27 protein-coding genes and 1 pseudogene are annotated in these 25,481 nt (G+C 67.8%); 10 read left to right on the plus strand and 18 right to left on the minus strand.

The window, feature by feature from the left end; translation table 11 throughout:
• Nucleotides 1-326: 326 nt before the first annotated feature.
• On the plus strand, nt 327-1,079 hold the full coding sequence (locus ACWD5Q_RS25340; protein ID WP_451429329.1) for a M23 family metallopeptidase: 753 nt from the start codon (nt 327-329) through the stop codon (nt 1,077-1,079).
• A gap of 206 nt (nt 1,080-1,285) precedes the next feature.
• Nucleotides 1,286-1,980: pseudogene (locus tag ACWD5Q_RS25345) on the plus strand (GntR family transcriptional regulator).
• Between the two features lie 247 nt (nt 1,981-2,227).
• Here the strand turns inward: ACWD5Q_RS25345 and ACWD5Q_RS25350 are convergent.
• Nucleotides 2,228-2,509, minus strand: coding sequence for an HPr family phosphocarrier protein (locus ACWD5Q_RS25350; RefSeq protein ID WP_451429330.1), 282 nt, complete (start codon nt 2,507-2,509; stop codon nt 2,228-2,230).
• Between the two features lie 174 nt (nt 2,510-2,683).
• Between ACWD5Q_RS25350 and ACWD5Q_RS25355 the strand changes: the two genes are divergently transcribed.
• From ACWD5Q_RS25355 to ACWD5Q_RS25375, 5 genes are all read left to right on the plus strand, one after another.
• Nucleotides 2,684-5,488, plus strand: a complete 2,805-nt coding sequence (locus ACWD5Q_RS25355; protein ID WP_451429331.1) for a bifunctional acetate--CoA ligase family protein/GNAT family N-acetyltransferase — start codon at nt 2,684-2,686, stop codon at nt 5,486-5,488.
• Between the two features lie 42 nt (nt 5,489-5,530).
• Entirely contained in the window at nt 5,531-6,127 is a 597-nt protein-coding gene (locus tag ACWD5Q_RS25360) for a DUF5998 family protein (protein ID WP_451429379.1), read from the plus strand.
• Nucleotides 6,127-7,317, plus strand: a complete 1,191-nt coding sequence (locus ACWD5Q_RS25365; RefSeq protein WP_451429332.1) for an alkaline phosphatase family protein — start codon at nt 6,127-6,129, stop codon at nt 7,315-7,317. The genes ACWD5Q_RS25360 and ACWD5Q_RS25365 overlap by 1 nt, the downstream gene beginning before the upstream one ends.
• A gap of 81 nt (nt 7,318-7,398) precedes the next feature.
• On the plus strand, nt 7,399-8,049 hold the full coding sequence (locus ACWD5Q_RS25370) for a thymidine kinase (protein ID WP_451429333.1): 651 nt from the start codon (nt 7,399-7,401) through the stop codon (nt 8,047-8,049).
• Nucleotides 8,050-8,462: 413 nt separating this feature from the next.
• Nucleotides 8,463-9,665, plus strand: a complete 1,203-nt coding sequence (locus ACWD5Q_RS25375) for a hypothetical protein (protein ID WP_451429334.1) — start codon at nt 8,463-8,465, stop codon at nt 9,663-9,665.
• A gap of 252 nt (nt 9,666-9,917) precedes the next feature.
• On the opposite strand, the gene ACWD5Q_RS25380 is transcribed toward ACWD5Q_RS25375, so the two are convergent.
• Complete coding sequence (locus ACWD5Q_RS25380; protein WP_451429335.1) at nt 9,918-10,799, minus strand: Eco29kI family restriction endonuclease; 882 nt, start codon at nt 10,797-10,799, stop codon at nt 9,918-9,920.
• A 121-nt stretch (nt 10,800-10,920) separates the two neighbouring features.
• On the opposite strand from ACWD5Q_RS25380, the gene ACWD5Q_RS25385 reads away from it, so the two are divergent.
• Both ACWD5Q_RS25385 and ACWD5Q_RS25390 read left to right on the plus strand, forming a co-directional pair.
• Nucleotides 10,921-12,237, plus strand: a complete 1,317-nt coding sequence (locus ACWD5Q_RS25385) for a DNA cytosine methyltransferase (RefSeq protein WP_451429336.1) — start codon at nt 10,921-10,923, stop codon at nt 12,235-12,237.
• A gap of 77 nt (nt 12,238-12,314) precedes the next feature.
• Nucleotides 12,315-13,043: a very short patch repair endonuclease gene (locus ACWD5Q_RS25390; RefSeq protein ID WP_451429337.1), complete on the plus strand. Its 729-nt coding sequence runs from the start codon at nt 12,315-12,317 to the stop codon at nt 13,041-13,043.
• Here ACWD5Q_RS25390 and ACWD5Q_RS25395 read toward each other — a convergent pair.
• The 7 genes from ACWD5Q_RS25395 to ACWD5Q_RS25425 form a co-directional block, all read right to left on the minus strand.
• Nucleotides 13,033-13,848 (minus strand): hypothetical protein, encoded by an 816-nt coding sequence (locus tag ACWD5Q_RS25395; RefSeq protein WP_451429338.1) that lies wholly within the window; start codon nt 13,846-13,848, stop codon nt 13,033-13,035. The genes ACWD5Q_RS25390 and ACWD5Q_RS25395 overlap by 11 nt on opposite strands.
• Nucleotides 13,849-14,000: 152 nt before the next feature.
• On the minus strand, nt 14,001-15,023 hold the full coding sequence (locus ACWD5Q_RS25400) for a glycosyltransferase (protein ID WP_451429339.1): 1,023 nt from the start codon (nt 15,021-15,023) through the stop codon (nt 14,001-14,003).
• Nucleotides 15,023-16,315: a serine--tRNA ligase gene (serS, locus tag ACWD5Q_RS25405; protein ID WP_451429340.1), complete on the minus strand. Its 1,293-nt coding sequence runs from the start codon at nt 16,313-16,315 to the stop codon at nt 15,023-15,025. The genes ACWD5Q_RS25400 and serS overlap by 1 nt, the downstream gene beginning before the upstream one ends.
• A 73-nt stretch (nt 16,316-16,388) precedes the next feature.
• On the minus strand, nt 16,389-17,018 hold the full coding sequence (locus ACWD5Q_RS25410) for a histidine phosphatase family protein (RefSeq protein ID WP_451429341.1): 630 nt from the start codon (nt 17,016-17,018) through the stop codon (nt 16,389-16,391).
• Entirely contained in the window at nt 17,015-17,839 is an 825-nt protein-coding gene (locus ACWD5Q_RS25415) for an aminoglycoside phosphotransferase family protein (RefSeq protein ID WP_451429342.1), read from the minus strand. The genes ACWD5Q_RS25410 and ACWD5Q_RS25415 overlap by 4 nt, the downstream gene beginning before the upstream one ends.
• 101 nt (nt 17,840-17,940) lie before the next feature.
• Nucleotides 17,941-19,191, minus strand: a complete 1,251-nt coding sequence (locus tag ACWD5Q_RS25420; RefSeq protein ID WP_451429343.1) for a methionine adenosyltransferase — start codon at nt 19,189-19,191, stop codon at nt 17,941-17,943.
• A 71-nt stretch (nt 19,192-19,262) separates the two neighbouring features.
• The gene (locus tag ACWD5Q_RS25425) at nt 19,263-20,159 is read right to left on the minus strand and encodes an aminoglycoside phosphotransferase family protein (RefSeq protein WP_451429344.1); all 897 of its coding nucleotides are present in this window, start codon (nt 20,157-20,159) and stop codon (nt 19,263-19,265) included.
• 122 nt (nt 20,160-20,281) lie between these two features.
• Between ACWD5Q_RS25425 and ACWD5Q_RS25430 the strand changes: the two genes are divergently transcribed.
• On the plus strand, nt 20,282-21,628 hold the full coding sequence (locus ACWD5Q_RS25430) for a transcriptional regulator (RefSeq protein ID WP_451429345.1): 1,347 nt from the start codon (nt 20,282-20,284) through the stop codon (nt 21,626-21,628).
• A gap of 63 nt (nt 21,629-21,691) precedes the next feature.
• Here ACWD5Q_RS25430 and ACWD5Q_RS25435 read toward each other — a convergent pair whose 3' ends face one another.
• The 9 genes from ACWD5Q_RS25435 to ACWD5Q_RS25475 are packed head-to-tail and all read right to left on the minus strand — an operon-like array spanning nt 21,692 to nt 25,450.
• Entirely contained in the window at nt 21,692-22,075 is a 384-nt protein-coding gene (locus ACWD5Q_RS25435; RefSeq protein ID WP_451429346.1) for a hypothetical protein, read from the minus strand.
• A complete protein-coding gene (locus tag ACWD5Q_RS25440; RefSeq protein WP_451429347.1) occupies nt 22,072-22,419 on the minus strand; it encodes a hypothetical protein in 348 nt (115 codons plus the stop codon). The genes ACWD5Q_RS25435 and ACWD5Q_RS25440 overlap by 4 nt, the downstream gene beginning before the upstream one ends.
• The gene (locus ACWD5Q_RS25445) at nt 22,416-23,606 is read right to left on the minus strand and encodes a hypothetical protein (protein ID WP_451429348.1); all 1,191 of its coding nucleotides are present in this window, start codon (nt 23,604-23,606) and stop codon (nt 22,416-22,418) included. The genes ACWD5Q_RS25440 and ACWD5Q_RS25445 overlap by 4 nt, the downstream gene beginning before the upstream one ends.
• Nucleotides 23,603-23,821, minus strand: a complete 219-nt coding sequence (locus ACWD5Q_RS25450) for a hypothetical protein (RefSeq protein ID WP_451429349.1) — start codon at nt 23,819-23,821, stop codon at nt 23,603-23,605. The genes ACWD5Q_RS25445 and ACWD5Q_RS25450 overlap by 4 nt, the downstream gene beginning before the upstream one ends.
• A complete protein-coding gene (locus ACWD5Q_RS25455) occupies nt 23,818-24,171 on the minus strand; it encodes a hypothetical protein (protein ID WP_451429350.1) in 354 nt (117 codons plus the stop codon). Before ACWD5Q_RS25455 ends, ACWD5Q_RS25450 begins: the two co-directional genes overlap by 4 nt.
• The gene (locus ACWD5Q_RS25460; protein WP_451429351.1) at nt 24,168-24,782 is read right to left on the minus strand and encodes a topoisomerase; all 615 of its coding nucleotides are present in this window, start codon (nt 24,780-24,782) and stop codon (nt 24,168-24,170) included. Before ACWD5Q_RS25460 ends, ACWD5Q_RS25455 begins: the two co-directional genes overlap by 4 nt.
• The gene (locus tag ACWD5Q_RS25465) at nt 24,664-25,059 is read right to left on the minus strand and encodes a CHC2 zinc finger domain-containing protein (RefSeq protein ID WP_451429352.1); all 396 of its coding nucleotides are present in this window, start codon (nt 25,057-25,059) and stop codon (nt 24,664-24,666) included. Before ACWD5Q_RS25465 ends, ACWD5Q_RS25460 begins: the two co-directional genes overlap by 119 nt.
• Nucleotides 25,060-25,070: 11 nt before the next feature.
• Nucleotides 25,071-25,217 carry a hypothetical protein gene (locus ACWD5Q_RS25470; protein ID WP_451429353.1) on the minus strand — a complete coding sequence of 49 codons (147 nt, stop codon included), beginning with the start codon at nt 25,215-25,217 and terminating at the stop codon, nt 25,071-25,073.
• A complete protein-coding gene (locus ACWD5Q_RS25475; RefSeq protein WP_451429354.1) occupies nt 25,214-25,450 on the minus strand; it encodes a hypothetical protein in 237 nt (78 codons plus the stop codon). Before ACWD5Q_RS25475 ends, ACWD5Q_RS25470 begins: the two co-directional genes overlap by 4 nt.
• Nucleotides 25,451-25,481 lie beyond the last annotated feature (31 nt).

Here is a 25,481-nt window from a genome sequence, read left to right on the forward strand (position 1 = left end):
TGCGCTACAAACCCCCTGTTCGGTTTGCCGACGGAAAGTGAGCCCTTCTAGCGTCGGGCGGGCTGTCCGTCAGGCACTGCGCCGCGTCCGCGGCACCGGACAGCCATCGCCGAGTCCCCGTACGGCGCGAGCCAGGGGAGCCGGGGGCCCACCCCCTGTCGCCCGCCTCCGCGGCCGGAGGGGCCCCTGCAGTCCCTGGGGTGAATCGGGCGTCAGCCCGTAGGAGACCTTCCTGCTCCGAACCCTCCCCCAGAGCCTGAACGGCCTGGGGGGGACCCCCACCGCCAACCCGGTAGGCGAGAGGGAAGGAAAGGACCAGCCACTTCATGGCGTTCACCTGCGCCACCGGGAAGCACCGCCGTCCGAGCCGTACGCGGCGCACGGCCACGAACGCGGTGGGCGTCGCTGCGCTCACCACCACCGGCGCCATCGGCGCCCTGGCCGCCCCGGCCTTCGCCGCCGGGCGCCCCGTCGAGGAGACCGGGCTCATCCGGGCCGTCGCCCTCGGCGACTCGATCGCGGAGAAGATCGACGCTCAGGCCGCCGCCCAGGAGCAGGCCGCCGAGCAGAAGAAGGCAGCGGAGGCCGTGCGCCGGCAGGCCGCGGAGAAGGCGCGCAAGGAGCGCGAGGCCAAGGAGCGCGCCGCCCGCGAGGCCGAGCGCGAGCGCCTGAACGCGTTCGTGGCGCCGGTCTTCCACTCGTACGTCTCCACCGGCTACAAGTCCGGCGGCTCCCTGTGGTCCTCCGGCGCCCACACCGGTATCGACTTCCACGCCGTCACGGGCACGCCCGTGCACGCGGTCGGCTCGGGCACGGTCGTGGAGACCGGCTGGGGCGGCGCGTACGGCAACCAGATCGTCATCAAGATGCACGACGGCACCTACACGCAGTACGGCCACCTGTCGTCCATCGGTGTCTACGTGGGCCAGAGCGTCACCCCCGGCCGGCAGATCGGCCTCGCCGGGGCCACGGGCAACACGACCGGGCCGCACCTCCACTTCGAGGCGCGCACGAGTCAGGAGTACGGCTCGGACAGCGACCCCGTCGCCTATCTGAGGTCACACGGCGTGAACGTCTGACCGCGGCCGCCGTGCGGCGCGCCCGGATGCGACGACCCCTTGAACCCAAGCCCCTGTGCCGGGGCCGTCATCGTTTCGAACCGCTGCTGTCCAAAAAATATCCATGGAATGCGGCCTGCCGTCGGAAATTCCGGCCCACTGCAATAGAGTCGGCTGGACAGGCGTCAACCGACGACGTTTCACGGGGATTAAGGTGGTGGTCGGTCATGCGTATTCCGGCGCATTCGGTATGCACGGCGATCCGTGATGACATCGTCGCGGGTGTCCATGAGCGCGGCGGCCGGCTCACCGAGGAACTCCTCGCCCGCCGCTACGGCGTCTCCCGCGTCCCCGTCCGCGAGGCGCTGCGCACATTGGAGGCCGAGGGCTTCGTCATCACCCGCAGACATGCGGGCGCGTGTGTCGCGGAACCCACCGAGCAGGAGGGCGCCGACCTCCTGGAGATGCGGATACTGCTGGAGCCGCTGGGAGCCGCGCGCGCCGCGCAACGCCGTACCGAGGCCCATCTCAAGGTGCTGCGAGGCCTGGTCAGACTGGGCCAGGAGCGCGCCAGGAGGGGCCCCAGCGAGGATCTGCGCGCTCTGGGCGGCTGGTTCCACGAGACCCTGGCGCAGGCCTGCGGGAGCCCCGCGCTCACCTCGGCGCTCGGTCAGCTGCGGCACAAGATCGCCTGGATGTACGCGGTCGAGCTGCCGGTCAACCCCGTGGACTCCTGGGCCGAGCACGGCGGCATCGTGGACGCCGTCGCGCGCGGTGACAGTGAGCGGGCGCGCGCCCTCACGGCCCTGCACACCGAGCGTGCGACCGCCGCGCACCGGCTGCGCTTTCCGGCACGGGCGACCGCGCGGACCGTGTGAGGACTTCGCAACATCCCGTAAACGTGTCCGGGTCCCGGAATTAACACAGGCGCCGTATACAAAGAGAGGTATCCGAGGAAGTCCATTCCGACTTCTCTCGTTCTCGCCTGCCCCGTAAATCCGGAGTAGGTGATTTCCGTGCGCCGCGCGTAATTCTCGCGCCCGCGTCGCATTTCTCGCGCGCCGGGCGGAGCCGCCGCCGTCCGCACATGAAGGCACGCGGCGCGAGACGGCGAAAGCCGCGTCCGCCCCGAGGGCGACGCGGCTTTCGTGGCCGTGGTGTCCGAAGGGTCAGACGGTCTCGGGAAGCTCCTCGAGCCCCTCGGCGACCAGCTTGGCCAGGCGGTCCAGCGCGGCGTCCGCGCCCTCCGCGTCGGAGGCCAGGACGACCTCCTCGCCGCCCTGGGCGCCCAGACCGAGAACCGCCAGCATGGACGCGGCGTTCACGGGGTTGCTGCCGACCTTGGCGATGGTCACGGGGATCCCGGAGGCCGTGGTTGCCCGGACGAAGATGGAGGCGGGGCGGGCGTGGAGACCCTCGGCCCAGCCGACGTTGACGCGGCGCTCAGCCATGTGTTGCTGCCCTTCAGGTGTTCAGGGTTGTCTAGACCAGTCTGCCCTATGATGAAGCGTTCCCGCGCCGGGCGGAAGCCCCCTCCCCGCACGGTCCGCATGCTGGACGGACCTCGCTCGGTTCCCCCAGCCTGCCTCGCACCGTTGTCGGACGCGAGCCGTACTCTGGGGCCCATGCAGACCGCGTCGGACCGGCCCGAGTACCCCGCCCACTGGGAGGCCGACGTGGTGCTGCGCGACGGCGGCACCGCGCGCATCAGGCCCATCACCGTCGACGACGCCGAGCGCCTCGTCAGCTTCTACGAGCAGGTCTCGGCCGAGTCGAAGTACTACCGCTTCTTCGCGCCGTACCCTCGTCTGTCCGCCAGGGACGTCCACCGCTTCACGCACCACGACTTCGTGGACCGGGTGGGACTCGCGGCCACGGTCGGCGGCGAGTTCATCGCCACCGTACGCTACGACCGCATCGACGCCGACGGCATGGCCGCCTCCGCGCCCGCCGACGAGGCGGAGGTCGCCTTCCTCGTGCAGGACGCGCACCAGGGACGCGGGGTCGCCTCGGCCCTCCTCGAACACATCGCGGCGGTCGCCAGGGAGCGCGGCGTCCGCCGGTTCGCCGCCGAGGTGCTGCCCGCCAACACCAAGATGATCAAGGTGTTCACGGACGCCGGGTACCAGCAGAAGCGCAGCTTCGAGGACGGCGTCGTGCGCCTGGAGCTGGACCTGGAGCCCACCGACCGGTCGCTGGCCGTGCAGCGGGCGCGGGAGCAGCGGGCCGAGGCACGGTCGGTGCAGCGACTGCTCGCCCCCGGCTCGGTCGCCGTGATCGGCGCGGGCCGCACCCCCGGGGGAGTGGGCCGCAGCGTCCTTGGCAACCTCAGGGACGGCGGGTACACCGGCCGTCTGTACGCGGTGAACAAGGCCTTCGAGGAGGACCGGAAGGAATTCGACGGGGTGTCCGCCCACCGCTTTGTCCGCGACATCCCCGAACCGGTGGACCTCGCGGTCGTCGCCGTCCCCGTGGAGCACGTTCCCGAGGTCGTCGCCGAGTGCGGCGAGCACGGGGTGCAGGGGCTCGTGGTGATCTCCGCGGGATACGCCGAGATCGGGCCGGACGGACGGGAGCGGCAGCGGGAGCTGGTGCGCCAGGCGCGGTCGTACGGGATGCGGATCATCGGGCCCAACGCCTTCGGGATCATCAACACCTCACCGGACGTCCGGCTCAACGCCTCCCTCGCGCCCGAGATGCCGCGCACCGGGCGCATAGGGCTGTTCGCCCAGTCCGGCGCCATCGGCATCGCGCTGCTCTCGAGGCTGCACCGGCGCGGCGGGGGCGTCACCGGGGTCACCGGCGTGTCGACCTTCGTCTCCTCCGGGAACCGGGCGGACGTCTCGGGCAACGACGTCCTCCAGTACTGGTACGAGGACCCGGACACCGACGTCGCCCTGATGTACCTGGAGACCATCGGCAACCCGCGCAAGTTCAACCGGCTCGCACGGCGCACGGCGACGGCCAAGCCGCTGGTCGTGGTGCAGGGCGCGCGGCACGGCGGCGCCCCCCAGGGCCACGCCGTACGGGCCACGCGACTGCCGCACGCCACGGTCTCCGCGCTGCTGCGGCAGGCCGGGGTGATCCGGGTGGACACGATCACGGAACTGGTGGACGCGGGGCTGCTGCTGGCCCGCCAGCCGCTGCCCGCCGGGCCGCGGGTGGCGATCCTCGGCAACTCCGAGTCGCTCGGCCTGCTGACCTACGACGCCTGCCTGACGGAAGGGCTGCGCCCGTTGCCGCCGCTCGACCTGACGACGGCGGCGTCGGCCGGGGACTTCCACCGGGCGCTGAGCACGGCGCTCGCCGACGACGCCTGCGACGCCGTCGTCGTGACGGCCATACCCGCGGTGGGGGCGACCCCCGCCGGGGACGCCGCGCTGGCCGGGGCCCTCCGCTCGGCCGCCGCGGCGGCCCCCGCGAAGCCGGTGCTGGTGGTCCACGTCGAGCTGGGCGGGCTCGCCGAGGCCCTGTCCGCCGCGGCCAGCACCTCGCCCCAGGGCCGGCGCACCGACCCCCCGCGCCCGGCGGAACAGCCGCCCACCCCGGTTCAGGCCCCGGCGGATGCCGGCCTGATCCCCGCCTACCCCGCCGCCGAACGCGCCGTCCGGGCGCTGGCGGAAGCGGTCAGATACGCCCAGTGGCGGAGCGACAGCGCCGAGCCCGGCAAGGTGCCCGAGTACGACGACATCGACGAGAAGGGCGCCGCGGCGCTGATCGGGGGGCTGCTCGCACGGGGCCAGGGCCTCACGCTCGGCCCGGACGAGACCTGCGATCTGCTGGCGCGGTACGGCATCCACGTCCGCAGGACCCTGCCCGCGCCCACCCCCGACGCCGCCGCCCGGGCCGCCCTGGCGATCGGCTACCCGGTCGCCCTCAAGGCCACCGCGCCGCACCTGCGGCACCGCGCCGACCTGGGCGGGGTACGCCTCGACCTGGCCGACGAGGAGCAACTGCGGCGCGCCTACGCGGAATTGACCGAGCTGTTCGGGAAGCCGGAGGAGCTGCGGCCGGTCGTCCAGGGCATGGCGCCACGCGGCGTGGACACGCTCGTACGCGCCGTGATCGACCCGGCGGTCGGCCCCGTACTGTCGTTCGGGCTCGCCGGGGCCGCCTCACAGCTGCTCGACGACAGGGCGCACCGCTTGATTCCGGTCACCGACCGCGATGCCGCCTCCCTGGTCCGGTCGATCCGGACGGCGCCTCTCCTGTTCGGCTGGCGCGGCTCCGCACCCGTCGACACTCCCGCCCTCGAGGAGCTGATGCTGCGCGTGTCACGCCTGGTCGACGACCATCCGGAGGTCGCCGCGGTCACCCTGGAGCCCGCCGTCGTCTCACCCCGCGGCCTCAGCGTGCTCGGCGCCTCCGTGCGGCTCGCGCCGCCGCCGGCCCGCGACGACCTCGGCCCGAGGACGCTCCCGCAGTACTGAGGGGCCACAAGCGGTGCCTCGCAGTCAGTGCGCCCCCGTAGGATGGACGTCATGGCCAAGACCAGTACGACGACCCAGGGTCTGCGCGCGGCGATCGAGCGCAGTGGCTACTACCCGGCTCTCGTGGCCGAAGCGGTGGAAGCCGCGGTGGGCGGCGATCCCATCCGGTCGTACCTGGTCCACCAGGAGACCACGTTCGACGCGAACGAGGTGCGTCGTCACGTCACCGTGCTGGTCCTCACCGGCACCCGTTTCATCGTCAGCCACACCGACGAACAGGCCGCGGACGACACCTCCCCGACGCCGTACGCCACGACATCGACGGAGTCGGTGAAGCTCGGCCGGATCTCGTCGGTCGTCGTCAGCCGCGTGGTCGCCAACCCGGAGGCCTACGCGCCGGGCACCCTGCCCCGCGAGGTCGTCCTGACCATCGGCTGGGGTGCCGTCTCCCGCATCGACCTGGAGCCCGCCGCCTGCGGCGACCCCAACTGCGAGGCGGACCACGGCTACACGGGCAGCTCGACGGCGGACGACCTCAGCCTCCGCGTCAGCGAGGCCGGGGACGGTCCGGAGACGGTGCGCCAGGCGCTCGCCTTCGCGCAGTCCCTCTCCGAGGCGACCGCGGATCCGAACCACTGATGGCGCTGCCCACCTGGGAGGACCACCCGGAGCCGCTCGCCGCCGGGTCCGCGCCCCTGCCCCAGTACGGATCCGGCTCCCTCGCCGACCTCCTGCCCACCCTGGCCGCGGGCATGGGCGTGCCGGGTCAGCCTCCGATGATCACGGAACTGACCGCCGCCGACCGTAACTGCGTGTTCCTGATCGACGGTCTCGGCTGGGAGCAGCTGAGGGCGCACCCCGACGAGGCCCCCTTCCTCACCTCGCTGCTGGCGTCCTCCCGCGGCGGCACCGGCCGCCCCCTCACCGCGGGCTACCCGGCGACCACCGCGACCTCGCTCGCCTCGGTCGGCACCGGTCTGCCGCCGGGGGCGCACGGCCTGCCCGGATACACGGTCCGCAACCCGGAGACCGGCGGGCTGATGAACCAGCTCCGCTGGCAGCCCTGGACCGACCCGCAGGTCTGGCAGCCGTACCCGACCGTCTTCCAGCTCGCGGACGCGGCCGGTGTGCACACCGCCCAGGTGTCCTCCCCGGCCTTCGAGCACACCCCGCTCACCAAGGTCGCGCTCAGCGGCGGCACTTTCCACGGCCGGCTGACCGGTGAGGACCGCATGGACCTGGCGGCCGAGCAACTGGCCGCCGGCGACCGCTCCTTGGTCTACACGTACTACGCCGAGCTGGACGGGGCCGGCCATCGCTACGGGGTCGACTCGGACACGTGGCGCGGCCAGCTCATGTACGTCGACCGGCTCGTCCAGCGCCTGGCGGAGCAGCTGCCGCCGCGCACCGCGCTGTACGTCACCGCCGACCACGGCATGATCGACATCCCGTTCGACGAGCGGCACCGCATCGACTTCGACGAGGACTGGGAGCTGCGCGCTGGAGTCGCCCTGCTGGGCGGCGAGGGCCGCGCCCGGCACGTCTACGCCCTGCCCGGCGCCCAGAACGACGTGCTGACCTGTTGGCGCGAGGTGCTCGGCGAGCAGTTCTGGGTGGCCTCACGGGACGAGGCGATCACGGCCGGCTGGTTCGGCCCGCACGTCGACGAACGGGTGTACGCCCGCATCGGTGACGTGGTCGCGGCGGCCCACGACGACGTGCTCATCATCGCGTCGCAGCGGGAGCCGAAGGAGTCGTCGATGGTCGGCAACCACGGCTCGATGACGGCCGTGGAACAGTTGGTGCCCCTACTCGAAGTCCGCACCTGAGCAGGGGGCGCACGCCCACGCCCCCTGCCGGGCCTGACGCCCTCCCTCTCTCCGCCCCGCCCTGAAAGGCCGCACTTTCCCATGCCCGAGCTGGTGTTCTTCTCCGGAACGATGGACTGCGGGAAGTCGACTTTGGCGCTCCAGATCGGGCACAACCGCTCAGCCCGGGGCCTTCGGGGCGTGATCTTCACGCGGGATGACCGGGCGGGCGAGGGGAAGCTGTCCTCGCGACTGGGCCTGGTCACAGAAGCCGTCGAGGCCACCGAGGGTATGGATGTGTACGGATATGTGGTCGATCAGTTGTCCAAGGGCGGTAAGGTCGATTATGTGATCGTCGACGAGGCGCAGTTCCTCGCACCGGCGCAAATTGATCAGTTGGCGCGGGTCGTGGACGATCTCGGGCTCGATGTCTTTGCCTTCGGCATCACCACCGACTTCCGCACCAAGCTCTTTCCTGGCTCGCAGCGGCTGATCGAGCTGGCCGACCGGATCGAGGCCCTCCAGGTGGAGGCGCTGTGCTGGTGCGGCGCGCGGGCAACGCACAACGCCCGTACGGTGGCTGGGGAGATGGTGGTCGAGGGTGCTCAGGTGGTTGTGGGTGATGTCAACCGCCCGGTGGAGGAGATCGGTTACGAGGTTCTGTGCCGCCGCCATCATCTCCGCAGGATGACCAGCGCTTCGGCCCGTGCGGGCGCGTTGTCCCCCGATGTCCTGCCGGTCACATCGGATTGACGACGTGGTTCCTCCGTGCCGACGACGTGGTGGAGTTCCGCTTCAATGTGTAGCGGCTGACGTATCACCACGTCGCTGATCTGGCAAACATGCAGGTCAGATGGGGTCCGGCTCTTCTGGGTCGGGCCCCTAAGTTTTTCCCGTGCTGGATCGGTGCTGGATGAACTGACACCTCGTCACCTGTCGTCATCCCTCGTCATCCGCACCGTGCTGGATTGGTGCTGGGTCTCCAAAGGGCTTCCCGTGCTGGGCTGACGACTCGTCGGCAGGGCGGCTGGCGTCCACCTTCGGGTGGGTTCCTCCTGCAACCAGAGGATGACTTCGGAATGAGTGCAAATCCTCCCGTCACTCGAACATTCATTCTATGTTCTACTTAGCCGGAATCCACCATTCCGCGACAGGGGGGTCCTGCCATGCCCGTTCGCCGTCCGCTCGTTTCTCGTATCCTCGCGCTGCCCGGCAAGGGAGAACAACAGAGGGGAGCGGCCCTGCTTGGGTACGGGATGCTGGCGAGCGCGGTCGCCTTCTCGGGCACGCTGGCCATGGAGGAAGCGAGCGTGGGCGAGTCCGATCGGCGGGCGGCACGCTCGATGCCCGACGCGGCTCCTCACGAGGTCGAAGCGGCGAGCGATGACGTTCTGGCCGAGACCCCCGACGAAAGCCGCGTGCCCACATTCTTCGATGGGCACGGGGGCGTGGCCGGCGTCGAGCTGACCGAAGAGCAGCGCAAGGCCATCATCAAGGAAGCCGTCCACCGAGGAATGACCAAGGAGCAGGCCCACGATCTGGCGTACGGCGAGGACGAGCCTGAAGAAGCGGTTCGGACCAAGCCGCAACCTGTGGCCCCTCCGAAGGCGGCGGACGGGAAGGAGACGCAGGTTCTTGCCAGCGGCCCCCTGTACCGCCAAGTCGCCCCGGGGGAGAAGGAAGAGGTCAAGAAGGCGCAGAGGAAGCGTAAGCCGGCCGCGCCGCGTACCCCAGGGAGCGAGCGGAAGGGGGGAAAGCCCTCAACGACTTCCGAAAAGGGGACTGGGAAGCGCAAGCTCACCGACGAGCTCGACGCGATGATTCCCGACCCGATTGACAAGCTGATGGGTGACCTCCTCCCGTTCCGGCTCTGGATGGCCAACATCGCCGAGCTTGGAACCGCGCCGACGTGGCATGTCGATCACGATCCGGAAGAGGCGACGGTGACGGTCACCGCGGAGTCGCAGATGACCGACAACATGACAGTTACCGTGGAGGTCACGGCACCCCTAAAGCAGACCTCCGAGGCTCCGCCCGGGACGGTCGCAGTGACAGTCACGGACCCTCAGACCGACAGGGTGACTGTTGCCACCGAGACCGAGATCGTCGAGGGCCACGACGACATCCCGCGGGTCGCGATAGGCGAGGTCGTCGAAGCCGTCATCTCGGCGAGCTCAGGCGACGGCACGCCGTTGAGCGGTGACTCCGCGGACATCCCCGAGTCCGTTGTCATTGACGTGCAGGACACCGCTGGCGAAGTGCTCGAAGGGCTGCCCGACGGGGGAGAGACCCAGCCGACCGCGACAGGGCGCCAGTCGCAGCAAGTGAGAGCCGAGGTGGTCGGACAGGCTGGGCACTCCCTCTTGTGAGAGGGTGATCGACATGTTGCGCGAACCGACTGAACTTGTGATCGCCGACGACGGGAGTGTCTTCCTGCCTCTCGGACTTCTCGCTGAGGCCGGCCTGTCTCCAGGCAGCAAGATCATCGCCTACAGTCGAGGTGACGGGCGCATAGTTCTGCGACGCGAAGAAGACGCGGCCCGGGAACTCTTGGAGCTGGGAGAGCTCACGTAGCCGGTGAGGAGGGCGGTCGCCCCCGGGGCGCGTAGTCGGATGAGCCGCTAGGCGTCGTCGCCGTTCTCCGGGTCGTCGCCGTTCTCCGACTCTTCTTTGATCTTTCCTGCGGCCTTCAACTTCGGCTCAGAGTCGTGGACTTCCGTTCCGCGGTAGTAACGCCAGGCGCTCGCGTAGTCGGTCTGGGCGTCGTGATACATGATCACGTAGCCCATGAGCGCGGCGACCTGCCAGCCTTCCGGAAGGTGCGCGGCCACGAGCCGAAACGCCTGGTCGGCCGTCAATGGCCCGTCCGGCACCGAGAGGGTCACATCTCGGTAGATGTCCGACTCCTCGTAGCGGAAGTTGTACCGCAGTCCGTTCTTGATCTGAGCGAGGAACGACTCAAGAGTCTGGTCGCCAGAGGTGAGATCCGCTATTTCCCGGTTCAGGTCGATTCGGAACAGCACATCGAAGTGGTTCTTCTTGAGGATGGTGCGGTCGCGATTCCGTCCGGGGTCCTTGTTGCCGAACCCGTTCGTGTTCCAGGGGATGGCTCCATCTTTCCTGTACTCCTTGATCAGCAGCTTTTCGGGTGCGACGGCCGTGAAGTCTTCGGCGACGAAGAGGCACTTGAACGTCATCTCGTCGAGCGAGATGCCGGTCCGCCCTGAGATCTTCTTGAGGTGGTTCCCGAGGCGCTGGGATAGGGGCTTCTCCGCCTTGCCGACATACACCAATTTGGGCTCATCGTCATCTTTGGTCTGCCGGTAGAGCTGGTAGACCCCGGAGCGACTGACGAGGTTCTCGACTGCGGCTTGCTGGTCCAGCTTGTCGAGGTTGGGCTGCGTGAGAGGGGCGGGCGTCAGCTTGGCCAGTTCCACGGCGAGTTGGTGTCTCAGCGCCTCGGTGATGCTGAGGCGGAACTGGTTGCTGAACGATGACGACATGCCTTGTTCAACCTCCCGTTGGGCGTGATCACCGTCACCCTATCCGGTGATTCTGGTGGCCGAGGGGCATAAGTTCGCGAGTGAGGTCCAGTGATCAACAACTCCGCGGTATGCTTTGCTCATGTCTGAGCTGCGAGAAGAACGCCAAGAGGCGGGGACGTGTGTCGAGTTGTTCGCCGGTGGCGGGGGGCTCGCGATGGCTGTGCACGCTGCGGGCTTCCGTCCGCTCCTGGTGAATGAGCTGGCCCCGCGTGCGTGCCAGTCCCTGAGAGACAACCCGCCGGACCCCACGGATCCCGAGAAGGCGTGGCCGCTCGTCCCTGGGGACGTGAGCGACATCAGCTTCACCGACCACGTCACCGAAGAGGTCGACGTTCTCGCCGGCGGACCGCCCTGCCAGCCCTTCAGTCTGGGCGGAGTCCATAAGGGCACGGAGGACAAGCGGAACATGTTCCCGGAAATGTTCCGCGCCATTCAGGAAATGAGGCCGAAGGCGGTCATCTGCGAGAATGTTCGCGGTCTTCTCCGCCCGTCTTTTAAACCCTATTTTAACTACATCCTGAATGAATTGACTCTCCCCTTTGAGCGGCGCGACAAGAACGCCACATGGGAGGAGCACAACGACGCCCTTGAGAAGGCGATCGCCAACGAATCGGTTGATCCTTCGGAGCGATACGTCGTCAAGGCGATGGAGGTCAACGCCGCTGACTACGGTGTACCCCAGATTCGGAATCGGGTGATCATCGTCGCGTTCCGCGCCGACCTCGGCGTCAATTGGGGTGAGTTCATGCCCAAGGAGACGCACTCCTATGAATCGCTGATCCACTCCATGCGCGAGGGCGGACCGTACTGGACGGAGCGACACAAGGACGTCCCCGCCGACGTCCGCAAGCGCGTCATCGCAAACCTTCCGGAACTCGACTACGAGAACAAGAAGGTCAAGGAGAAGCTGCAACTGGAGCCGTGGCGCACCCTGCGTGACGCCATCGCGGGAATCGACGAGAACGAGGGCAAGCCGCTTCCGTACGTTACGGAGGAAGCCGTCAAGAAGAAGCTCGTAGTGAGGGACATCCCCGATCACGTCGGATGGCCTGGAGCCCGCATGTATAGCGGACACACCCCCAACGTGTTGGACCGGCCCGCGAAGACCGTGAAGGCGGGTGTGCACGGCGTGCCGGGCGGTGAATCCGTCATGCAGCTCGACGACCCCAACTTCGTCAACGAGGGTGGCGGAACCGGATACCGGTACATGACCGTGCGTGAAACCGCTCGGGTCATGACGTTCCCGGACCGTTGGATCCTCGACGGGCCACGTGGAGAAAAGATGCGGCAGTTGGGGAACGCCGTACCCGTCAAGCTCGGGACGGTCTTCTCGAAGGCCGTCGCTGACGCTCTCAGGTCGGTTGGGGCACTGGAGGACCCGGAGAAGCGGAAGTGACCGAAGCCGTAGACGGTCGGCAGAGGCGTTGGAATGATCGAATGCCTCCCGATCGCGCGTGGAAGCCGAGAGCGGGTATGAGCCGGGAGGCCCGTGCGGCTGAGCAGGACCGGGCCGCCGGCGGCCGTCTCACGCGCGCCGTCGACCTCGGCGAGGGCCGATACGCGCGCGCGTCTATCGCGCTACGCCTGTACCGCAGCACCCGCCGTATCCGCGCCTACCTGCGATGGTCGCAGCGGGGCGAGACACAGGAACGGTACGTCGGCGAAGTGGACGGCGCGACTCGCGCCGCGAACCTGGCGCAGGCGTGGGAGATGGCCCACGCCGCCGGCTACGTGACCACCGAGACCGTTCCTCCTGACTCGTGGGCGTCCTCCCCCGCCTCCCGAGCGGTCATGTCCGCCAACAAAGGACGGGACACAAAGCCCGAGAAGCTCCTGCGGTCCGCACTCCATAGACGTGGACTGCGATACCGCGTGGGAGTGAGGCCGCTCCCCGACCTGCGACGGACCGCCGACGTGGTGTTCACCAAGGCACGCGTCGCGGTGTTCGTCGACGGGTGCTACTGGCACGGCTGCCCCGATCACCACCGCCCCGCCAAGAAGGGCGCGGCGTTCTGGCAGGAGAAGATCGCCGGTAATCAGGCTCGCGATGCCGAGACCAACGAGGCACTGCGCACTGCGGGATGGCTGGTCATCCGGGTGTGGGAGCACGAAGATCCGGAGCAAGCCGCGCGAGAGGTGATTCGGGCAGTAAGGTCGAGGGAAGCCACATCGCCGAACGACCGTGGCTCTATCAGCGAGTGAGCTCCCGCTCGATGCTGGCAGCAACCGCGGGCCATGGAACATGAAGTGGCGCGACCGTCGTCCAGTACCGGTGTGATGCTCGAACCGCAGTGCTCACCCCCAAGCGCACCGCTTCAGGGGCTAGGGTGCCAAGGACCCGGCGGGTCACCCCACCCGCACCGCGTGCGGCAGGCGTGATCCTGTTGCCGAGCAGGAGCGTCGCCGTTCGAAGCGCGTCAAGGGTGGAAGCAGGGGCTGCCCCGGCGAGAGGCCCGAAGATCAGCTCGTGCCAGCTTCGCCGCGTCCGGGCCCAGGCCAAACGTTCGAGGCTGGTGCCGAGGTCGACTGCCATGCCCTGCGGATTGTCCGCGTTCCAGAGCAGAACGATGTCGCCGAGTGTGAGGTCCAAGTGGCGAAACCGTAGCGTGATTCCCCTGACTTGGCGGCGTTGCCACACCACGACTCTGCCATACACGCTTATGTGCCGGGCGTGGAAGCCGAGTTGGGAGAGTATGGATAGCCAGGCATCGAGCATTGCCCCGTATTCGTCGATGTTCTTGAGGGGCTGGACGCAAGAGACGTTGACGAAGGAGGTCAGAAACCCGTCGCACAGTTCTCCGGACTCGGTGCGCTGGCCGGTGAATCGCACTACCGGTTGAGGAATGAATCCCCGACGGTAGGTTACTGAGCGTCCTTCCTTGAGGAGCGGGTCGAGAGCTTGGACAGCCGAAATGGTCAGTTCGGTCTCCCGTCCCCATCGAAGGGGCAGGCAGGCATCGCGCGGAACGCCTTGTGTGGCGAAGCCCTCTTCAAGCGCTCCGAGCAACTCCGCCCACGAAGGGGGGTGGCGGGGCGGGCAGTACGGAGAGCCGCGATGAGGGTGCTGGATCTCTAAGGCATCCCCGTTGAGGGTGAACTCCCAATGAGTTCCCAACGCTTGCCGCAGCAGCCCGGCTATCCGCTGGTTCGGAGCCCCGCTCAGCACGGGCGAGCCGCCATACCCTCGAAGTGTCGTGCGGGGTCGAAGCGTTGTTGGCCGATCGCCTGCGTCTGGCGGTGGTTGAGGGCCTCGGCTTGCTCGACTGCCTCAGCGAGTTTGACCGCTGCCGTCTCATCGTCCACTTCGGGATCGACGACGGCTATCGCCCCGGTCTGGTCGCACAGAGCGGCCTCAGCGCACGTTCCCTTGCGCCAGGCCAGCGCCGCCATAGGGGTTCCGGCCCGCAGGGACTCGCCGAACACTGCGGCTCCGGCCTCCACATAGGCGCGCGCGTACGTGTAGACGAACACCGAAGCGTCACGGAGAGCGGCGATCTTGGCGGGACCACCAAGTTCGCCCACCAGCTCGACGTGATCAGCGGTGAAGAGCCGCTCGTGCCGGCGTACGTAGTCCTCGTCGAAAACGGGCCCCACGACGCGAATACGGCGGCCCAGTATCTGTGCCGCTCTCAGAGCGAGATGCGGGGCCTTCTCCTCATCTATTCGACCGAGCCACACAAGGTCACGTCCGCCGACCGAAGGCGGTTCCTCCTCGTTGAGCCCGAGGTGAACGGCGAGCTCCGGGATCGGCTGGTGAGCCGCGTACCGCTCGATCATCTCGGGCGAGTAGCAGTACAGCCGCGAACGCTTACCATCGAACGCCGTCTCAGTGTGCTGGAAGATCGGCGAGTGTTGGAACGTCGCCACGTCGCAGTCGAGCTCGTTCCACGTACGCGTCCAAGCGGCGAGTGAAGGGTACTCGTGGCCGACCACGAGGAGGTCGTATCCCGCGCCGCGGAGGTCACGCTCCGCTTGAGATCCTCGCGTGACGTCCTCAAGGCGGACGGGCTTGCGGACCCATTCGGTTTCCAAGTCCGTGAGCCAACCCGGCCCGAGGAGATGCACGTCGGCGCCTGCGGCACGGGCGCCTACCGCGACCGCCCAAAGCCATCGTTCGATCCCGCCGTATCCAGCCGGGGGAAAAGCGTAGCTACCTGGAAAGTCGCAGACGCCGACGAGCACTATGCCTCCGGGGTTCCGTCCGCCGAGATCCGGCGGAAGCCGAGGTATGGGACGAGTGATTCAGGCAGGACGATCGAGCCGTCCTGCTGCTGGCCTTGTTCGAGCACCGCAGCCAGGGTGCGACCGATCGGCAGGCCCGAGCCGTTGAGCGTGGCAACCAGCTTCGGCTTGCCGTCCGCGCCGCGGGTGCGGATGTTCGCGCGGCGCGCTTGGAAGGTGCCGAAGTTGGAGATCGACGAGATCTCGCGGTAGGTGTTCTGGCTGGGCAGCCACACCTCCAGGTCGTAGGTGAGCTGGGCGGAGAAGCCCGTGTCGCCAGCGGCAAGGCGGATCACGCGGTACGCGAGGCCCAGCTCCTTCAGACACGCCTCGGCGTGGCCGATCATCTTCTCCAACTCGGCGTCGGCGTCCTCGGGGTCGCAGATCCGCACCATCTCCACCTTCGTGAACTGGTGCTGGCGGATCAGGCCCCGGGTGTCGCGTCCGTACGAGCCGGCCTCCGAGCGGAAGCACGGCGTCTGAGCGGTGAGAGCGAGCGGCAGCTCCGACGGCGGGATGATCTCGTCGGCGTAGAGATTGGTGAGCGGAACCTCGGCGGTCGGGATCAGGAACAGTTCGCGATCCGCGACGCCCGTCTTGAACAGGTCCTCCTCGAACTTCGGCAGCTGACCGGTACCGGTCATCGTCTTCCGGGTGACCAGGAACGGAACCGAGTGCTCGACGTAGCCGTGCCGGCGTGTGTGAAGGTCGAGGAAGAGCGTGACGAGCGCCCGCTCAAGGGCTGCCCCTGCTCCACGAGAGACGGCGAAGCGAGGGCCCGAGAGCTTCGTCGCCCGAGCGAAATCGAGGACACCCGTGGCCTCGCCAAGGTCGACGTGGTCCTTCGGCTCGAAGGAGAAGGTCGGCGGAGTCCCTACTCGACGGACCTCGACCGCGAACTCCTCGGAGTCGCCATCTGGGGCCCTGTCGTCGGGGATGTTCGGAATGCTGAGGAGGAGGCTGCGGAGATCGTCCTGCACCTTCTCCTGATCGGCCTCGATCTCCCGGATCTCTTCCTTGATCTCGCGGGCCCGCTCCTTCAGCTTGGAGATATCCCCGCCCTGCTTCGCGGTCTCCTGGACCTCCTTGGCCACGCGCTTGGACTCTGCCCGCAGCTCGTCAGCCACACGAATGCTCTGGTTCCGCCGGGCCTGGAGGTCCTCCAGGACGGACAGGTCCAGGGAGTAACCGCGTCGAGCGAGCCGACGTACCGCTTCGGCCCCCATGTCGATCAGGGCGCGAGCATCATGCATGGCTGGGGTCCTTCTTCTCCGGAAAGTGAGCTACCGCTCTGACGGTAGCAACTGCCGACGCGGCGTTGCCCCGCTATATCGCCGCGTCACTCCGCTCGTCTGGATCTTGGCGATCTTCCCCATCAAGGTCAGATAGAAGCTCCGTGATCCAGCCGCCGAGCATGTCGTCCGCGACATTGAGCGGCTGCACGCAGGGAGCCTCTGGGAAGAACAGGGGTACGGCCTCACCCTCGGAACGATCCCGCTGCCAGAGCAGGACAGACAGGAGCAAGCCATGCCCCACGACGAGGCGAGGGCTGGGGAGATCCAGGCAGTCCTTGAGCCCGAGGAGCATCCGGCGGATACCCTCCCGCTGCGATTCGGCGGCCCCCGGGGGACGGCGCCAGGCGCCATGTTGATCAAGCCAATCGCCATAGCCGAGCCACGGGCCACCCTCGAACTCTCCGTAGTCCAGTTCATTCAGCCGAGGCTCGACCACGAGCTCCGCAGCTGGCACTCCCGTGAGTAGGAGAGCGGTCTGCTGAGCTCGCGGGAACCCGCTGGCCGACCACGTCCGCACACTGTGCAGAGGCAAGACGGCCCAGGCGCGCTGACACGATCGCACTCCCTCTTCGCTGAGCTGGACGGGGATGGACGGGTCACCGTTGACGAGGTGCTTCGTGCTGTACTCCGTCTGTCCGTGGCGGAGGATGTGCGTCCTCATATCTCGCCTCCCGCTCCTCGGGCCGACAGAAACGAGAGCACCCCCATCATCTTCGGCGCTCGTGGATCACCGGTGTCCACGTAGTAGAGGAGGCCGTCCAGAGACAGCAATCTGCACCACGGTGCGATCACCGGGACGGGTATGCGAGAGATCCGGGCGGCTGTTGCGAGCCGCTGCTTCGTTTCTCGGCCGAGGTCGTAGTAGACGGTCCAGAAGGCCCAGTCGAAGGCGGCGTCGCCCACCATGGGAACGGGATCGAGCAGACGCGGATGGCCCCTGTCATCGAACGGAACGTTCTCCCGGTACAGGTCACCGTGAAGGACGGTGGACCGCGCAGTGGCCTCTTTGAGGGTGGCGAGCGCGCGAAACTCGTCCTCGACGAGTGGCCGCCAAGGTCCAAGATCGAGACTCAGCACCCGCTTCTCGATCCGCGGCAACACCTCGAAGCGAAGGTAGTCACTGAGAAGCGGGAGGCCGACTGCGCGCGACCTCGCCCGTCCTCGCAGGTGCAGTCCGTGCAGCGCACCAGCCACCATCTGTGTTTCCCGCTGCCGCCACTCGGAGCCTCCGGGGCGCCCACCCACCATTTCGAGGAGTGCCACCGCGTGATCGTCGGCGGTCTCCATGACATCGACCGTCATCCCGCCGGCCCACAGCCGAAGGGCACTAATCTCGTGGCGGTAGCGAGTCGGATCAGCCCAGGCCTTGAGGAGCAGCGGACGCCCGTCGGGATCGGTCGCCGTAGCGATCACGGAGGCGTGTCCAGCGTCGTGGTACCCCTCAAGCGAAAGGCTCCAGCGTTCCGCCACCTGCCCCAGCACGCTGGGTACGGTGTCGAGCCAATCTTGGACCTTCGGTCCGTAGTGTGCGATCAGCCGCTTTCGACATCCCTCGGGCACCCCGCCGAGCGTCCGCGTAGTCATCAGCTCAGCACGATCCCGTCATGAACGAGCTCGTCGGTGAGGGCCGGGAACTCCTCCAGGGCCTCTGTGACGAGTGCCTGCACCTTGTCGATCTCGACTTCCCGCGCGGCGAGACGAACCAGGATCCGCCACGGCTGGTCCAGCCTCTGCCCCGTGGTGCTCACCAGGTGCACTTCCGCGTGCTCACCAGTCGCCTCATGGAGTCGACGTGCCAGCCGCAGGGCGACGATGTTGTAGAGCTTGCCGACGTGGTAGACGGGGTTCTTTCCGCTCGCGCCCTCCAGGTTCATCGGGCGCAGGGGCGTGATGAGACCGTTGACGCGGTTTCCTCGGCCGACTACGCCCTCGTCGCCGGACTCGATCGAGCTGCCTGTGTAGGTCAGGTAGAGCTCGTCCTTCTCGGGCACGTCGCGAGCGTTGAGGCGGAAGTCCGCGTCCGCGTCGGGGAGCCAGATGCCGGCGAGGCGGTGGCATTCGGCGAGTACGGTCTCAGAGTTGCGAACGTACTCCGCACGATCCGCGACGTGACGCGACTTCTGAGGTACGCACAACACGATGTCCGCGTGCTGCCCGTCCCAGTAGCCCATGAGCTTCACGTCGGCGCCGCACCAGGCGTGGGCCTGTGTGAAGTCACTCTCTCCGGAGAAGTGGTCCACGAGGTCACGGACGAACGTCTCGAAGGGGTTCTCCGGGGCCCAACCCGTGCCGAGGGAGGTGTCGTTCGAGAGGCGCACGCGGCGCTCACGGAGGTCGTCGATGGAGCGCGGGTTGAACCAGCGAGTGCGGTCCGGAACGTCGTCGCCTGTGAGTACGGCGCCGGGACTTGAGTTGCTCGTGATATTGAAGGTGATGTCGAGGTGCTTCGAGACCTCCGGCAGCCGTTCGGCGAAGAACGCCTTGACCTCCGCCTCGACGATCTCCGTCACGGGAATCGTCTCGCCACCGCACAGAGGCGCGGCGCGGCCATTGACGAGAACTCGTACTGGTGAGGTCATCTTGCCGCCGCCGTAGCGGACTTCACTCGCGCCGCCGAGGAGAGCGAGCTTGTCGAAGTTGTGGTGCAGTACGGCTCCGAAGTGCTGCACGGTGTACTGGCTGTACGCCCGGGACAGGCGCTCGGCGAGGTGATCGGCGAGGGTGTCCGGGTGGCCGAGGCCCTTCCGCTCGACGATGGTCGTCGCGTCCGGTTGGGGTGCTCCGGACTCGATCACTATGCGGCTGTTGCCGAAGGTGGTGGTGGTTCGGTGCATGGCCTACTCCTCGCAGAGCTGGAAGGGATGTGCGTGGATCTCGTCGAGCCGATTGGCTGGACGGACCAAGATCATCGAGGGACGCCGGCCGTCCGCAAGCGTGAGACATGGCCAGCGAGTTGCTCACAGGCCGCCGCAGGATCGTCTTCCGCGGCGAGCTGGTAGAGGTCACGCGCCGGAATGAGGTGGATGTCTCCGGAGCGTCGTCGATCAAGCCATAGAGCGAGACGCCAAGCCAACGCGACACCCGGGGCGCCAAGTTGGCTGATGATTCCGATGGGCAATCGGCGGGGCGTCGGCGCCGTGTAGATCAAGTCGCGTATGGCGTGGAAGACCGCGTCGGCCTGATCGCTCACGGCGGGGCCTCGTCCGCTGGCCTCCCAGTCGACTATGTGAAGGCGGTCGCCGTCGGACAGGAGGTGCTCAGGCTTGAGGTCACCATGGAGGTACACCGTGGGCAGCTCATCGCAGGGCTCAAGAGCAGCCTCCAGGTCATGCCACCAGGAGAGTTGCCGACAGCGGCTGGAGAGCTGATCGAGAAGGAACCCACGGTTGGAAGTGAGCGTGTCGCCTGGGTGCCACCGCCAACCTGAGCCGGGGCGCATGTCGGCGACCCCGTGATGGAGCTGGCGAGTCTCTGTGATGACGTGCCGGACAAAGCCCTGGACCGCCCGTGTGGTTCGGATTGAACAGGGTTTCCCCGGCACGGCTCCAAACACGGCCCACGGATGGGCCCCGTGCTCGCCTGCCGCCACCACGGAAGGGACTGAAAGGCCCCATCCAGCAGCGATCTTGACCGCATGTAACTCGCGGCGCCGCCTCTCGTACGGGGCGATGGTGCGGTAGACCTTGAGTAGTGAACTCCCGTCGAGGGCCCAGCGCGTGATCGAGTTGGGCTTCACCGCCGCTGGCCCGTACCCCGCGAACCGAGGGACCGAGGTGCCGGTCTCTAATGCGCTACCCGCCATGATGTCGCCTTCCCCGTGATCAACGTGGTCCTAGACAACCTCATGAGCGTGTCGCGCGGTACCGTCGACAGGGGTGTCGAAGGGTGTCGCTTCCGCTACCTCCCGTCACAGAGAGGCTGAGCATGACGAACGACAAACTCGCGAGATGGCTCGACCGATCCGGCATGAGCCGCGGCGAGTTGGCGAGAAGGGTGAAGGCCAAGGCGGCGCTGTGGAACGAGCCGCATGTGGCCACGAGCACGACCCGAGTCCGCTTCTGGCTTGAGGGCCAGATACCGCGCCAGCCGTTACCCGACATCATCGCGGCGGTCTTCTCAGACTGTGTCGGATATCGGGTCACAACGTATGATCTCGGGCTCGGTGACGGCGCGGGTGCCGAGAGCGCACTCGTGTACAACTCTTCCTACGCGGCTACCGTGGAGGTTGTCGCAGACCTCGGGAGAGCTGACGTGGATCGACGAAACTTCCTTGCAGGTGCACCATTCGCCGCCCTCGCTGGCGTTGGACCGTCACGCGACTGGTTGATGAACGTCCTGGACCAGGCGCCGGAGCCCGGTCCCCGTGTCCGTCTGGAAGACGTGACGGCGGTGAAGAACATGTTCGGCGAGTTCCAGAAGATGGACGTACTACAGGGAGGCGGCTCCGGCCGCTTGATCCTCGCCGAGTACATGAACCAGCACGTCTATCCCCTTCTCCGCCGCACGCACAGCGATGACGTGCGACGGGCCCTCTGCGAGGCCGCCGCCGAACAGACCTACCTCCTCGGGTGGATGGCCTACGACAACGGCGAACACGGCCTCGCCCAGCGGTACCTGATCCAGTCCCTTCGCCTCGCCGAGGAGTCCGGCAACCCGGCCTTGGGGTCTCACGTCCTCGCCGGCATGGCGGACCAAGCCACGCTGCTGGGAGACCCGGCCGAAGGGCGCCGCCTCGCTCAGGCGGGGCGACTCGGGTTGTCACGCGTCGACTCGCCGGCCTGCCTGGCGGACCTCTGGTGCCTCGAAGCACGAGCGCTCGCACTGCTCGACGACAAGTCCGCGGCGGCCCGCGCCGTAATCGAGTCGGAGAGGGCATACGCGAAGGCGCGGCGGGGTGAGGAGCCGGAATGGGCGGCCTTCATCGACCCCGCCTACCTGCATGGGGAACACGCCAACACGTTCCGCGACCTCGGAGACGCGAACGCCGCGGACGAGCATGCCCGGAAGTCCATCGACCACGCCAGGAGTCAGAAGCGTGCCCGACGCGGGGCCATGTCGCAGGCGGCCCTCGCGGTATCCCATTTGCAGCGGAACGACCTGGAGGCGGCTCACGCGGCAGGTGTCCGCACCCTCAGCTTGACAAGGCAGGTCAAGTCCTCGCGCGCCGTGGAAGCCGTGCACGACCTTCAGCGCCGCATGCGACCCTACGGCGGACATCGGCTGGTCGCTGACTTCAACGAGCGAGTCAGGGAGCTCACCGCAGCGGCGTAGCCCGGAACGCAGGCGTCCCAGAGCACGCGGCCTGGACGCCTGCGTCCGCGTTGTGAACAAGTCTCACGCGGCGATGTTCAGTTCCTCGTATCCGTCGATGTACTCACGCCCGTTGAGATGGGCCGCGATCTTCCCGATGCCCCTCTCGCACCGGTAGCGCACCGCGCGCCCGGTAACCCCCTGGAGCGCCCCTGATTCGTCGTCCGGCAGGTCGGCTCCGTAGCGCAGGACGAGTGCCTGGCGTTCGCCGAGGGTGAGCGGGGCTGACGCCCAGCCGTGCCGGATGTCCGCGAGGTGGGCGAACAGGTTGCCCGCGATCTTCGGGTCCGTCGTGCCCTTCGGCATGTCGGCGGCTGGGGCCTGTGGGTGACGGATGCCGTACGCCGCCTCCGCATCCCAGACGGCTGGGAGGAGGTGCTCGACGAGCCGTCGGTCATACGCCGTCACAGGCCCGTCCGCTCCGCCGCGTGCCGGGCGGCCTCGTAGGAGACGTGCCCGGAGCGATGCTTGGCCTCGGTGAGCCATCGGTCCCGAAGGCGCTGGGAGAGCCAGCGATGCAGCAATCCGGCCCCGGCTTCATCGAGGAGCTGGCGCACATACGCGGCCCGCTCGGAGGCGATGATGACCGTCTCCTGGTACGCGTCCTCGTACTCCAGGGTCAGGCCGTAGTCGCGGGCGAACCCCCTCGCGACAGCCTGAGCAACGCTCTCGACCTGGGGGTCGGAGAGAATGCTCCAGTCCACCTCGCCGGCCACCTGGGCAGCTTCGTAGTCCAGCAGGAGAAGGGTCATCGGACCACCTCCTTCACCGGCACCTCGCCGTCCTTCGTCACGGCGACCACCAGGCCGGGGGCGCCCGTCGTGCCCTTCGCGTGCCGCCACCAGGTTGACTCGCTCTCCATGGCTGGAGGCTGGATGAACGTGCGCTGGCCGTCCGTATCCACGAACTCGTGATGCAAATGGCCTGCAAGGAGAAGATCCGCCTGGTGCATCGCGCTCGCCTTGTTGAACGCCTGGCCCTTCCACCACTCGAAGTGCTTGCCTGGCCGCCACTGGTGGCCGTGGGCGTGAGCCACTGTCGTGCCCGAGCAGTCGACGACAACGGTCAGCTCGTCCGTGTCCGGCACATAGAAGTCGACGTGCCCGAACCGCTCGGCGTCGAGCGCCAAGGCGTCGCGGACAGAGATGAGGGACTCCGTGTCGTGCGAGTCGTCGTATCGCGTTACTCCCCGGCCCGCGATCCGGACGGCCTCCCCGTGGTTGCCGGGCACGGCTGCCAGCGAAACGCGGGGCGCGAGCGGCGCCATGGTCAGGGCGCCATGCAGCATGACGCGGCGGGTCAGGCGGATCTGTTCGGTGAGCGTGAGCGAGGTACGCCAGGCGTTCGAGCCACCCTGCGACACGAAGCCCTCGACGTGATCGCCGAGCCATCCCATATGGACGTGACCGATGTCGAAGCGCTGCCGATACACGTCCAGGAGCTCGGCCGCGCGGTCGATGCATTCGATCGTGCGCTTCAGTGTGCTCGCCGGGCCGTCCCCGTCAGCCTTCCCGAACTGCATGTCGCCGAGCGCGATCACGAAGGTGTGATCACCCTCCCCGGTCACGGCGTCACTCTGGTTGGGGCGATGGTTGTCGATCGCGGCCAAGAGCTCGTTGATGTCGTGCGCGGCGTGCGTCGCGGTCTTCATGCGAGCGAAGGAGAAGCGGGTGCTGAGTCCGGTCTCGCCCCCGGGCATGGTCCACTCCGAGGAGCGGAACCCCTTGATCTCCCACTCGTCGGGGTCGAGGCCCTGAGAGAGCAGGACGGAAGCCGCAGTGCTCTTGGGGTCCATGCCGGCCGGCCCCCGGACGGTCACCTCGGCGCCATCTCCGCTGACCTCGATCTGGCGGGTGAAGTCGCGGTCGGGGTCGGTCTGGCGGGCCGGTATGGACGGGCCCACGGGCTTCGAGAGGAGCTCGTCGAGAAGGTTGCTCAAGAATCAGTCGCTTCCTGGCGCAGGCGGCGCCGGTACGTGCGGATGGTGGAGGCGGAGACCCGGTGCCCGAAGCGGCCCAGAATCCAGACGAGGTCTTCCGCTGCGGTGTCCTGGAGGAGGTGCTGCTCGAAGGCTTCGCGCTCGCGTTCGTCGAGGGCCTCCCAGATCGACTGAAGGCGTGGGCCCGGATTTCCGGGCAGGGGGCGGGAAGTCACACCGCCTCCCGGTCGAGCTGCCCGATCGCGGCGACCGCGTATGCTGCGACCTTTTCCAGGTGGACCTTCGCAGTCTCCGGGTGACCGGCTTCGGCGAGCGCGTGGAAGAGCTGCTCCAGCAGTTCGGCGTCCCAGCCGGAGAGCTCCGCCTTGTCGCGGGTCATCTTGATGAAGGCCCAGCGGTCGGCCTCCTCAGCGAAATAGCGTCGCGCCTTCGCTGGGTTGTGCCCGCCGCCGATCGGCATCCGCTTGTCGGCCACCGCGCGATGGGTCGCCTTCACGTTCGCCAGGATCGCGGTTACGGGGTCGGCCTTGCGCGCAGGCCGCTTCGTCGTCTTTGCCTCGGTCAAGCCGCGGCCTCCTTCGCGTCGAATAGGGCCTGAGAGCCGCCGGCCATGTAGGTCTCGGTGACATCACCCGTGCGGAGACGGACCGGCTTGGCTGACCGGAGGGAGCGACAGACGGTCGTCGTGAGCTTGCTTCCGGCCTCGTCCGGGTCGCTCCAGACCCAGACGCGCGAGAAGCCCGCGAGCATGCGGCGGTGCCGGGCGAACCACATCTCGACACCGGGGACGGCAACCGAATGCCAGCCGATCTTCCGGTGGATCACGCGATCCAACTCGCCTTCGGTTAGGTGGATCTCGTCGCCCGCCGCGTGGATCGAATCGACCCCGTACATGCGGGGCGGGTCTCCGGCGATGGTGTTGTACTTGCCGTGTCCGTACTCGCGGTGGTTGTGATCCTGGAGGCACCGGAACCGGATCGTCAGCGGCTGCTGGCGGTGGCCGAGGTAGGGGATGGCGAGCATCCCCCGGTAGCGCTCGTGGCCGGGGAGCGGGTCGTCAACGACGCCAAGCCGGAACGTATCCGCCTCGGCCTTTCCGATCCCGCGATCCAGCAGGTACCGCGCGGCGTCCGCCGTAAGCGCTGCCTGATACGCGCTCGTCGCCTCCTCCAACATCTCGCGTTGCGAGGGCGAGAGAGGCCGCAAAGGCTCGCGCTCCGACAAAGTCCGTGCTCTCCTTCTTCATGATCAGCGTGTACGTGTCCCCGCCCTCACCGCACGAGTGGCACTTCCAGAGCTGCCGGTCGGTGTTGTAGGAGAAGGACGGGGTGTTGTCCTCGTGCAGTGGGCAGTGCGCCATCCCCATGGCCCGATGCGAGTTGATGTCGACGCCGTAGTGTTCGAGCACGGCCTCCAGTGCTGGCTTCTCGCGCTCTGGGTCGTCGGTATCCATGCGGCGGAGCCTCACGCGACCCTCCGCCCCCGGAAGCTCTCCGCGTCCTGGTCGTAGCCGAGTTCGGTGAGTCCTTGCGCCACGGAGCCTTCGTTGAGCAGGTCGTTCAGCTCGCGGGCCAGACGCCGGAGTTCCTCGGTCTCCTCGTGGGTGATCACCGATCGGCCTCCAGCTCGAAGTACCGCTCGACGGTGGACAGGACGTACGCCCGCCGCCAACTCGCTCCCCTGCGACGGACGATGACCACCGAGTCGACCTCAGCGGGGTCAAGCCCCCGGTGCTGCGCGAAGTTGGTGCGCTCCCTCTCGGCCTCACCGACGAACGTGCCGGGCTCGAACTTCGCGTTCTTCGCCTCGACGACCAGGAAGGTGCCGTCGCCCCGGCGAATCACGAGGTCTCCCTCGTCGTCTTTGCCGGTAAGG

This window comes from Streptomyces sp. NPDC002513 (genome assembly GCF_053595355.1).